At 67.2% G+C, this 10,737-nt stretch carries 10 protein-coding genes; 1 reads left to right on the top strand and 9 read right to left on the bottom strand.

All coding sequences use genetic code 11. The features are described 5' to 3' along the window. A partial coding sequence (locus JHD80_RS25250) for an efflux RND transporter permease subunit (RefSeq protein WP_199093018.1) occupies window positions 1-2,955 on the bottom strand: 2,955 nt, incomplete at its 3' end. A gap of 4 nt (window positions 2,956-2,959) precedes the next feature. Further along, window positions 2,960-4,186: an efflux RND transporter periplasmic adaptor subunit gene (locus JHD80_RS25245; protein WP_199093016.1), complete on the bottom strand. Its 1,227-nt coding sequence runs from the start codon at window positions 4,184-4,186 to the stop codon at window positions 2,960-2,962. Window positions 4,187-4,278: 92 nt separating this feature from the next. Here JHD80_RS25245 and JHD80_RS25240 point away from each other — a divergent pair, with 92 nt between their 5' ends. Beyond that, window positions 4,279-4,941, top strand: a complete 663-nt coding sequence (locus JHD80_RS25240; protein WP_199093013.1) for a TetR/AcrR family transcriptional regulator — start codon at window positions 4,279-4,281, stop codon at window positions 4,939-4,941. A gap of 53 nt (window positions 4,942-4,994) precedes the next feature. Here the strand turns inward: JHD80_RS25240 and JHD80_RS25235 are convergent, their stop codons facing one another. The 7 genes from JHD80_RS25235 to JHD80_RS25205 all read right to left on the bottom strand — a co-directional run. Then, complete coding sequence (locus JHD80_RS25235) at window positions 4,995-5,354, bottom strand: carboxymuconolactone decarboxylase family protein (RefSeq protein WP_199093011.1); 360 nt, start codon at window positions 5,352-5,354, stop codon at window positions 4,995-4,997. A 126-nt stretch (window positions 5,355-5,480) separates the two neighbouring features. Next, window positions 5,481-6,854 (bottom strand): dicarboxylate/amino acid:cation symporter, encoded by a 1,374-nt coding sequence (locus JHD80_RS25230; protein WP_199093008.1) that lies wholly within the window; start codon window positions 6,852-6,854, stop codon window positions 5,481-5,483. Window positions 6,855-6,956: 102 nt separating this feature from the next. Beyond that, window positions 6,957-7,307: a cupin domain-containing protein gene (locus JHD80_RS25225; RefSeq protein ID WP_199093005.1), complete on the bottom strand. Its 351-nt coding sequence runs from the start codon at window positions 7,305-7,307 to the stop codon at window positions 6,957-6,959. 4 nt (window positions 7,308-7,311) lie between these two features. Beyond that, a complete protein-coding gene (locus JHD80_RS25220; RefSeq protein ID WP_199093003.1) occupies window positions 7,312-8,352 on the bottom strand; it encodes a quinone oxidoreductase family protein in 1,041 nt (346 codons plus the stop codon). Window positions 8,353-8,375: 23 nt separating this feature from the next. After that, window positions 8,376-9,290 (bottom strand): beta-keto acid cleavage family enzyme, encoded by a 915-nt coding sequence (locus tag JHD80_RS25215; RefSeq protein WP_199093000.1) that lies wholly within the window; start codon window positions 9,288-9,290, stop codon window positions 8,376-8,378. Between the two features lie 10 nt (window positions 9,291-9,300). Further along, the gene (locus JHD80_RS25210) at window positions 9,301-10,107 is read right to left on the bottom strand and encodes an SDR family NAD(P)-dependent oxidoreductase (protein WP_199092998.1); all 807 of its coding nucleotides are present in this window, start codon (window positions 10,105-10,107) and stop codon (window positions 9,301-9,303) included. A gap of 41 nt (window positions 10,108-10,148) precedes the next feature. Next, window positions 10,149-10,737, bottom strand: a 589-nt coding sequence (locus tag JHD80_RS25205; RefSeq protein WP_465246557.1) for a dioxygenase family protein, incomplete at its 5' end; no start/stop codon positions are given.

The raw sequence follows: 10,737 nt of genomic DNA, 5'->3' as shown, positions 1-10,737 counted from the left end.
GGCCAAAGGCGTGACGCCGAGCACGAAGGCGAGCGAGGTCATCAGGATCGGCCGCAGGCGCTGGCGCGCCGCCTCCAATGTCGCCTCGACGAGGCCCTTGCCCTTGGCTTCCTGCTCGATCGCGAACTCCACGATCAGGATCGCGTTCTTGGCGGCAAGCCCGATCGTCGTCAGCAGGCCGACCTTGAAATAGACGTCGTTGGTCTGGCCGAAGAGCGTCGCCGCGAGCAGGGCTCCGAAGATGCCGATCGGCACCGAGAGCATGACCGCGAAGGGGATCGACCAGCTCTCGTAGAGCGCCGCGAGGCAGAGGAAGACGACGAGCATCGAGATCGCATAGAGCGCGACCGCCTGGCTGCCGGAGAGGCGCTCCTGGAAGGAGAGGCCGGTCCATTCATGGCCGAACCCGGTCGGCAATTGCGCCATCAGCTTGTCGATCTCGTCCATCGCCGCGCCGGAGCTGACGCCCGCCGCGGCCGCGCCCTGGATCTCGACGGCAGCCGCGCCGTTATAGCGCTCCAATCGCGGCGAGCCGTAGGTCCAGCGCCCGCTGGAGAAGGCCGAGAACGGCACCATCTCGCCGCCCTGGTTGCGGACATACCAGCGCGCGACATCGTCGGGCTGCATGCGGAAAGGCGCATCGGCCTGGACATAGACCGATTTCACCCGGCCCCGATCGATGAAGTCGTTGACATAGGCCGAGCCCCAGGCCGTCGACAGCGTGTTGTTGATGGCGGCCAGCGACAGGGTCAGTGCGCTCGCCTTCTCCTGGTCGATCTCGACGGCGTATTGCGGGGTGTCCTCCTGGCCGTTCGGCCGCGTGCCCGTGAGCTGCTTGCTCTGAGCCGCAAGGCCGAGGAGCTGGTTGCGGACCTCCATCAGGCGCGTATGGCCGGCGCCTGCGATGTCCTGGAGATAGAAGTCGAAGCCCGCCGTGTTGCCGAAGCCCTGGATAGCGGGCGGGGCCAGCGCGAAGACCGTGCCGTCCTTGATGCCGCGGAAGGCACCCATGGCGCGCCCGGCGATGGCCTGGGCCGTCGCCTGCTTGCCGACGCGCTCGGCGAAGGGCTTCAGGCGCACGAAGGCGAGGCCGACATTCTGGCCCTGGCCGCCGAAGCCGAAGCCCGCGACGGTCAGAACGCCGTCGACCAGGTCCTTCTCCTTCTCGAGATAGTGCTTCTGCACCTGATCGAGCACGCGCAGCGTACGGTCCTGCGTGGCGCCCACCGGGAGCTGGACACTGGTCAGGAGGATGCCCTGGTCCTCGTCGGGCAGGAAGGACGAGGGCATGCGGGCGAAGAGCCAGGCCATGCCGCCGCTGATCAGCAGGAAGACGAGCAGGAAGCGCAGCGGGCGCCCGATCATGCCGGCGACGCCGGAGCGATAGCCATTGGTGGTGCGCTCGAAATTGCGGTTGAACCAGCCGAAGAAGCCCTTGCGTGCGCCATGCTTGGGCGCCGGCTTCAGGATGGTCGCGCACAGCGCCGGGGTCAGCACCAGAGCGACGAGGACGGAGAGCCCCATCGCGGTCACGATCGTCACCGAGAACTGCCGGTAGATCACGCCGACCGAGCCCCCGAAGAAGGCCATCGGCACGAACACGGCCGAGAGCACGGTGGCGATGCCGACCAGCGCGCCGGTGATCTCGCCCATCGACTTGATCGTGGCTTCCTTCGGCCCGAGCTTTTCCTCCTGCATCACGCGCTCGACATTCTCGACGACGACGATGGCGTCGTCGACGAGCAGGCCGATGGCGAGCACCATCGCGAACATGGTCAGCGTGTTGATCGAATAGCCCGCCAGCGCCAGCACGCCGAAGGTGCCGAGCAGCACGACCGGCACCGCCAGCATCGGGATGAAGGTCGCGCGCAGGTTCTGCAGGAAGACGTACATCACGATGAAGACGAGGATGATCGCCTCGAACAGCGTGTGCACGACCTTCTCGATCGAGAGCGTGACGAAGGGCGTGGTGTCGTAGGGATAGGTGACCTCGACGCCCTCGGGCAGGGTCTGCTTCAGGCGCTCGATCGTCGCGGTGACGGATTTTGCGGTGTCGATCGCGTTGGCGCCGGTAGCGAGGCTGATGGCGAGGCCGGTCGTCGGCTGGCCGTTATAGCGCGAGGAGGTGTCGTAGCTCTTGGCGCCGAGCTCGACGCGGGCCACGTCGTTCAGGCGGACGATCGAGCCCGACGAGCCGCTCTTCAGGATGATGTTCTCGAATTGCTGGACCGTTTGGAGCCGCGACAGCGCGGTCACGGTGGCGTTGAGCTGCTGGCCACCGACCTGCGGCAGGCCGCCGAGCTGGCCGGCCGACACTTGCGTGTTCTGGGCCTCGATCGCCGTGGCGATGTCGGCAGGCATCAGCGCGTATTTCCGCAGCTTGTCGGGGTCGAGCCAGATGCGCATGGCGTAGCCAGCGCCGAAGAGCTGGGTCGTGCCGACGCCCTCGACGCGCTTCAGCGTGTCGTTGAGCGTCGAATCGACATAGTCGGCGAGATCGGTGGTCGACATCCGCCCGTCCTTCGAGACGAAGGCGACGACCATCAGGAAGCCGGTGGAGGCCTTGGCGACCGAGATGCCGGTGGTCTGCACCACGGTCGGGAGCTGGCGGGTGACGAGCTGCAGCTTGTTCTGCACCTGCATCTGCGCGACGTCGGGATCGGCCTGGCTGTTGAAGGTCAGGGTGATCTGGGCGTTGCCGGTCGAGGTCGAGGTCGCCGTCATGTATTGCAGGTTGTCGACGCCGGTCATGCCCTGCTCGATGACCTTGGTCACCGAGTTCTCGACGGTCTGCGCGTCGGCGCCGGGATAGTTGGCGCTGATCTGCACGGTCGTCGGCGCGATCTGCGGGTATTGCGAGATCGGCAGCGTGCGCAGCGCCAGCAGGCCCGCCAGCATGATGACGATGGCGACGACCCAGGCGAAGATCGGCCTTTCGATGAAGAAGCGCGACATGGCGTCAGTTCTTCGCCGTGTTGGCAGGCGCCGACAGTTCGGCCCGTCGATTGGCCGATTTGAGCTCGCCGGTGGCCTCGTCGACGCTGACCTCGTTCACCGTCACCGTCTGGCCGGAGCGGACGAGCTGCCCGCCCTCGACGATGATGCGCTCACCGTCCTTGACGCCGCTGTCGACCAGCCAGTTATTGCCGATATTGCGGCGGGTGACGAGCACGCGCTCCTCGACCTTGCCGTCGGCCGAGACGAATTTCGCGGTCGCCTCGCCCTTGGTGTTGCGCCCGACGGCGCGCTGCGGCAGCAGGAAACTGTTCTCGGCGATGCCTTCCTGGATCACGGCGCGGACGAACATGCCGGGCAGGAGAATCCGCTCCGGATTGGGGAATTCGGCGCGGACCGTGAAGGTGCCGGTGGTCTCGTCGATATTGGCCTCGGCGAATTCGAGCTTGCCGGACTGGGCGTAAGCATCGCCGGTATCGAGCTTGAGCTTCACCGCGACATTGGGGCCGGTGAACTTCAGCCGGCCCGAAGCGATGTCGTTGCGGAATTTCAGCAGGTTGGTGCTCGACTGGGTGACGTCGACATTGATCGGATCGAGCTTGCGGATCGTTGTCAGGATCGCGGCCTGGTTGGCGGTGACCAGCGCGCCCTGGGTCAGCGCCGACTTGTCGATGCGGCCGTCGATCGGCGCCTTGACCTTGGTATAGGCGAGGTTGATTCTGGCCGTCTCGACGCTGGCCTTGGCGGCCGCGACATCGGCCTGGGCCTGTCCGAGCGTGGCGGCGGCATCGTCGGCATCCTGCTTGCTGCCGGCATTACGCTGGAGCAGCTCGCGATAGCGATCGGCCCGGACCTGGGCATTGGCGACAGCGGCCTCTGCCTTCTGCTGGGCGGCGACGGCGCTGTCGAGCGCCGCCTGATAGGGCGCCGGATCGATCTCGTAGAGCACGTCGCCGGCCTTGACCTCGCCGCCCTCGCGGTAGAGCCGCGACTTGATGATGCCGTTCACCTGCGGCCTGATCTCGGCGATCAGGTTGGCCGAGACCCGGCCGGGCAGCTCCGCCGTGATCGCCACGGGCTGCGGGTGCAGCGAGACGACGCTGACCTGGAGCTGCGGCTGCGGCGGAGGCGCTGACGCCTTCTCGGAATTGCAGCCGGCCAGCGCCGCTGCGAGGAGGAGGGCGCCCGGCAAGGCGTAGCGGGATGGGGACGGGGCGCGCTCGGCCAGCATGCGGGCTCTCTTTTCGGAAACTGCTGAGTTTCTTATCTCTTGATTTCTCTGCCTGTCAAATCCAAGAATACGGCGCGATGACGGACGCGACGATGACAGCCAGTAAAACCGACCCGATGGCAGGACGGCAAGGCCGCGGACGCGGACGCCCGAAGACGCGCTCCGACGAAGCCGAGCGCCAGCGTATCGTCCAATCCGCCCGCGATCTCTTCCTCGATGTCGGCTATGGCGGCACGACGATGGACGCGGTCGCGGCGCGCTGCGGCGTTTCGAAGCGGACGCTCTACCAGCTCTTCCCGGCCAAGACCGACCTGTTCCGCGTGATGGTCGCCGATAACCGGCGCTCGATGCTCGCCCTGCCGCGCGATCCTGACGAGGACCTGCCGCTGGCGGAGGCGCTCGCCGCGATCTTCCGGCTCGATATCGACGAGGAAGGCAATCGCGATCGCCTGGCCTTCGTCAGGCTGGTCCTCGCCGATTCGGACCGGTTCAGCGAGATCGGCGAGATGATCGTTCAGGAGGGTTCCGAGCCGACGGCGCGTCTTCTCGAGGCCTGGCTGATCGGCCAGCAGCAGCGCGGGCGGCTTCGTACCTTCCCGGCCGATACGCTAGCCCGGATGCTGATGGACATGATCTTCTCGGTGCTGATCAAGCGCTTTCCCGGCGATCGCCTGCTGACGATCGAGGATCGCGCCCGGCATGCGCGGCTTTGCCTGGAGGTGTTCCTGGAGGGCGCCGCACCGAAGGCCGGATGATCAAAGGGACCGGCGACGCCGCATGCGAGCGGCGCCGCCGGTGCCGGTTCGGCTCACCCCGCCGCGGCGGATTGGCCGGCGGTCGTCTGTTCGAAGCAATCGAGCGTGCAGGCCGAGTAGACGAGAGCTGCGCCCGCATTCATCGCGATCGCGACCCCGAGGGCCTCGGCGATCTCGTCGCGCGTCACCCCGGCCTTGATCGCGGCTTCGACATGGCTGGTGATGCAGCCGTCGCAGCGGGTCGTCACGGCTACGGCCAGCGAGATCAGCTCGCGCGTGCGGGCATCGAGGTGCTGGGTTTTCGCGGCCCCGGAAGCAAGCGCGGCATAGCCCCTGAGCGCATCCGGCGCGGCCTTGCCGAAATCGCCGACGCGCGCCTTCAACTCCGTCCGATAACCCGTCCAGTCCAGCATCGTGATATCCTCCTGATGGAAGGCCGTCGGCGGCCCAACGCATTGTTAGGCGCGGCCGAGCCTTGGTGCCAGATGATCCCGGCATGGCTGCTCGGCGCGCTCGGCCTCCCGAACGATCATCGCTGGTCAACGGCTCGCGCCGCCGAGGGCTTCGTCGCGGATCGCGACGACCGTCGGGCCGTGATCGCCGGCGACGAAATCCGTATCCGCTAGGGGGAAAGCATTGCCCGAAAGCGCTGCGTCCAGCCTGGCCTGATCGAGCTCGCCCTCCCAGCGGGCCATCACGACGGTCGCGACCCCGTTGCCGATCATGTTCACGAGCGCACGGGCCTCGCTCATGAAGCGATCGATGCCGAGGATCAGCGCCATGCCGGCGACGGGAATCGCGGGCACCACCGAGAGCGTACCGACCAGCGCGATAAAGGAGGCGCCGGTGACGCCGGATGCACCCTTCGAAGTCAACATCGCCACGGCGAAGATCGCGAGCTGCTGGTGCAGGCTGAGATCGGTATTGGTCGCCTGCGCCACGAAGAGCGCGGCAAGAGTCATATAGATTGAGGTGCCGTCGGTGTTGAAGACATAGCCGGTCGGCACGACAAGCCCGACGACCGGCTTCGAGCAGCCGGCGCGCTCCAGTTTCTCCATCAGGCTCGGCAGGGCCGAGTCGGAGGAGGAGGTGCCGAGCACGATCAGGATCTCCTCCTTGATGTAGGCCAGGAACTTCAGGATGCTGAAACCGGCCCAGCGAGCGATAAGGCCGAGGACGCCAAGGACGAAGATCGCGCTGGTCAGGTAGAAGGTCGCGATCAGCAGAAAGAGCGGTCCGAGCGAGCCGATGCCGTAGCGGCCGATCGTGAAGGCCATCGCCCCGAAGGCGCCGATCGGGGCAAGCTTCATGATGACGTTGATCGCCCCGAAGACCAGCTTCGCGCCGGCGTCGATGACATCGCGCACCGGCCGCGCCCTCTCGCCGAGATGCGAGAGCACATAGCCGAACAGGATCGAGATCAGCACCACCGGCAGGATGTCGCCCTTGGCGAAGGCGTCGACCACGGTGTTGGGAATGACGTTGAGCAGGAACTCGGTGATCGTCTGCTCGGCGGCCTTGCCGGCATAGGCGGCGACCGCTTTGGCATCGAGCGCGGAAGGGTGGGCGTTGAAGCCGGCGCCGGGCCTGACGACATTGGCGACGACGAGGCCGATGACCAGCGCCAGCGTCGAGACCACCTCGAAATAGATCAGCGCCTTGCCGCCGACGCGTCCGACCTTCTTCATGTCGCTCATCCCGGCGATGCCGGAGACGACGGTGCAGAAGATCACCAGCGCGATGACCATCTTGATCAGCTTGATAAAACCGTCGCCGAGCGGCTTCATCTCGACGCCGATCGCCGGCCAGACATGGCCGAGCACGATGGCGCAGGCGATGGCGATCAGAACCTGGACGTAGAGGATGTTGTACCAGCGCTTGGCCGGGCGGGGTGCGGGGTGATCAACAGCCATTTTTATCCTCCCTGGGCGCATGGCAGCGCCGCCGCGGACGGATGGCGTCCGCGCTTGGTGTGGTTCTTGGCTATGCGGTCGTCGGTCGGGGCTGGCGCCGGCTCAGGCCGGCGGCGGAGGCTGGAGCGGCATGACGAGCAGGATCGAGGCCGGCGCGTTGGTTTCGTTGCTGAGCTGGCGCCCTTCGCCAGGGGCGATCCGGCAGGAATCCCAGCGGTTCAGACTGACCCTGTCCTGTCCGTTCGAGACGGTGACTGTGCCGTCGAGCACGACATAGAGCTTCTCGACGGCGGAAGCGTCGAGCTTCGTGCCGCCGCCGGGCGCGATGGTCGAGACGCCGAGCCAGGCCGTGTCGGTCGGTCCGGCCTCGCGGCCCTGCAGGCGGACCATCGCCATCGACGCGTGGCCCGGAGCGTCATAGGCCGGAGCCTCTGCGAAGCGCACGACATGCATGGCGTCAGGCTCCCGGCACAAGGACGACGCGGTCGCGCGACGAGCCCATCACCGCCTGATAGGCGGCATGGGCGTCTTCCAACCGGTAGACGGCGCTGTCCCTGATCGGAAAGGGCTTCAGCGCACCCGCGGCGAAGCCGGGCGCGAGATCGCGCAGGATCGCGCCGGTCTCGACCGAATTGAGCGCGATCGTGTCGATGCCGACATAGGTGTGGCGACCCTTGTAGAAGGCCAGGATGTCGAAGGTGACGAAGCGGTCGACCACGGCGATGAAGATCGCCCGGCCACCGACGGCCATCGATTTCTGGCCGATCTCGTAGAAGGGATCGCCGACCGTGTTGAAGACGATGTCGGCGCCCTTGCCGCCGGTCAGTTCGCGCATGCGGGTCGGGACATCCGTACTGCTCGAGGAGACGACCTCGACCACGCTGCTGGCATGGCCGGCATAGGGCTCCTCGCGGCGCATGACGCCGATGACCCTGGCGCCGCGCCAGCTCGCGATCTGCGCCGCGGCCTGGCCGACCTTGCCGTTGACGCCGAGGATCAGAACCGTCTCGCCGGGCTGCGGGAGGCCGGCGCGACGCAGGCCTTCCCACGCGGTGACGAAGGGCACGCCGATGCCGGCCGCCTCCTGCATCGTGACGCCCGCTGGGATCTGGACCACCGCATCGGCCTCGACGATCAGATGGCTCGCCTGGGCGCCGTCCTGGCGAATGCCGAGATCGCCGGAGGAGCCGAAGACCGGCTTGCCGATCAGCGCATCCGGCCCGGCCACGACCGTGCCGGCGAAATCGCGGCCCGGCGTGCGCGGGAACACCGCATAGGGCATCAGCCCCGTCGCAGCCTTGGCATCGGACGGGTTGACGGCCGCGGCCTGGATTTCGACCAGAACCTCATGGGCGGCGAGCGGGCGTAAGGGACACTCCTCGATCGGCAGCGCGATCTCTTCATAGCTCGCGGCCTGGGCATGGAGCCGCAGGCCCCGCACGTTGTGCGGGCAGGAGGCCTGGGCTTCGCGAATGAGGGCTTCGCTGGCAGGTGACATGGCGGTTGCTTCCGATGAGAGGTTCAAGCCACCCGTTTCGCGCCGGCGGCGCGGGCGGGCAGGCCGATGAGGGCGCGGGCTTCCTGCGGGGTGGCGATCTCGCCGCCGAGATCCTCGACGATGCGGCGGGCCTTCTGGACCAGCGCGGCGTTCGAGGGAGCGAGGACGCCATGGTCGATATAGACCCCGTCCTCCAGCCCGACGCGGACATGGCCGCCGGCGAGGTAGGAGAGCGCCACGCTCTGGAAGGTCGAGCGGCCGATGCCGATCGCGGTGAAGAGCGCGCCTTCGGGCAGAAGGTCGCGGGCATAGAGCACGGTCTCGGGCGAGGGCTGGAAGCCGTAGCGCACCCCCATCACGAAGGAGGTGAGCGGCTTCGGCTGCAAGGTTCCATCCTTGATCAGGTCGTTCATCAAGGCGATGTCGCCGGAATCGAACAATTCGATCTCCGGCCGCACGCCGGCCTCGGCGATCACCCTGGCCATGCGGCGGACGTTGCCGGGCGTGTTGATCACGACCTCGCCGCCGGAATTCATGGTGTTGAGGTCGAGCGTGCAGATATCGGGCTTCAGCGCCGCGACATGGGCGACGCGCTCTTCAGGCACCATCAATGTCGTGCCGGGGCCGGCGACTTTCGGATCCTGTTCGGAGGGCACGAAGCGCCCGCCCGGACCCGTGGTCAGGTTGATGATCAGCTCGGGATTGCCGGCGCGGATGCGCTCGACCACCTCCTCATAAAGCGAAAGCTCCATCGAGGGACGACCGGTGCCGGGATCGCGGACATGGATATGGGCGATCGCGGCGCCCGCTTCCGCCGCTTCGAGCGCGGAATTGGCGATCTGCTCCGGCGTGATCGGCAGATGCGGGCTCTGCTCCGGCTTGGTCAGGTTGCCGGTGATCGCGCAGCTGATGAAGACCTTGGGGAGGGGCGCGCGCATCAGTTCCTCCTCACAGCGCCCGGCCGCCATCGACCTGGACGATATGTCCGGTCGAATAGCCGAGCAGCGTGGCGCAGGCGGTGATGGCGGCGGCGATGTCCTCGGCCGCGCCGATGCGCTTCAGCGGTGTCGAGGCGCTGACCTTGTCGTTGAAATCGGCGCCGCGGCCGGGCACGAATTCGGTGTCGACCACCCCCGGCGAGACCGCGAGGACACGGACTTCGGGGGCCAGCACGCGGGCCAGCGCCTTGGTCATCACGTCGATGCCGGCCTTGGCGGCGCAATAGGCGATCGAGGAGCCGACCGCGGTAAAGGCGGCGATCGAGGAGATCGAGACCACCAAGCCGTCGCCCGATGCCTTCAGCATCGGCGCGAAGGTGCGGATCGTCGCGAACTGGCCGCGCCAGTTGACCTGGAGCATGCGGTCGATCAGCTCGTCGGTCAGTGCATCTAGGTCGGCATGGGGGACCGGCTTGGTGTAGCCGGCGGCGTTGATCAGGATGTCGAGCCGGCCATAGCGGGCCTGGATGGCGTCGCGCAGGGCGAGCAGCGACGGGGTGTTCGCGACATCGGCGATGAAGGCGGCGTGGCGGCTGCCAAGCTCGGCGATCAGGGCCTTGGCAGCCTGCGCATCGCGCTCCGTATCGAGATGGGTGACGACGATCGTCGCGCCGGCATCGGCGAGCATCCGGCTGGTCGCGGCGCCGATCGCACCGGCGCCGCCGACGACGAGGGCGATCTTGCCCTGGAGCGAACGCGGATAGGCGGGGCGGACCGGCGCAAGCGTGATCGTATCCGTCTGAGCGGCATGAGACATGACTGTCCCCTTGTTTGAGAGGATTTGGGAAAGGGCTGGGGTCAGCGGATCGGCGGGACCGGCAGCTTGGCTTCGCCGGGCTCCATCACGAAGGCGTAGTCGAACAGGTACCAGGGGCCCTCGACATCCGGCTCGGGCGCCGGGCCTTCGCCCAGCCGGAAGTCGCCGATGAGATGGCGGGTCACGCCGAAGACGACGTCGCTTTCGAGATGCGCGTCGTCATCGACGAAGACCTGGGTGATCAGGGTCTTGTAGCCCGGCTTGTAGGCCAGGAAATGCAGATGGGCCGGGCGGTAGGGATGGCGCTGCTGCGCCCTGAGCAAATCGCCCACCGGCCCGTCGGTCGGGACGGGATAGCCGGCCGGCTTAACCGAACGAAATGAAATGCAGCCATCCGCGCTGGTCGTGAACTTGCCGCGCAGGTTCATCTCGGCCTGGCCGGGGTCCTGGTTCTCGTAGAGCCCGACTGGGGACGCCTGCCAGATATCGACCTCGACGCCGGCAAGCGGGCGCCCCTCGGGATCGGTGAAGCGGCAATTGGCGAAGAGCGCGGGGCCGGGCGTCTCCGAACGGATGATCGAGCCGCCGTTCGGCGTCTCCGGCGAGTTCATCCGCCAGAACGGGCCGAGC

It is taken from the genome of Allobosea sp. ASV33, assembly GCF_016428755.1.
GTDB lineage: Bacteria > Pseudomonadota > Alphaproteobacteria > Rhizobiales > Beijerinckiaceae > Allobosea.
This window is presented reverse-complemented; position numbering and strand designations above follow the sequence as displayed.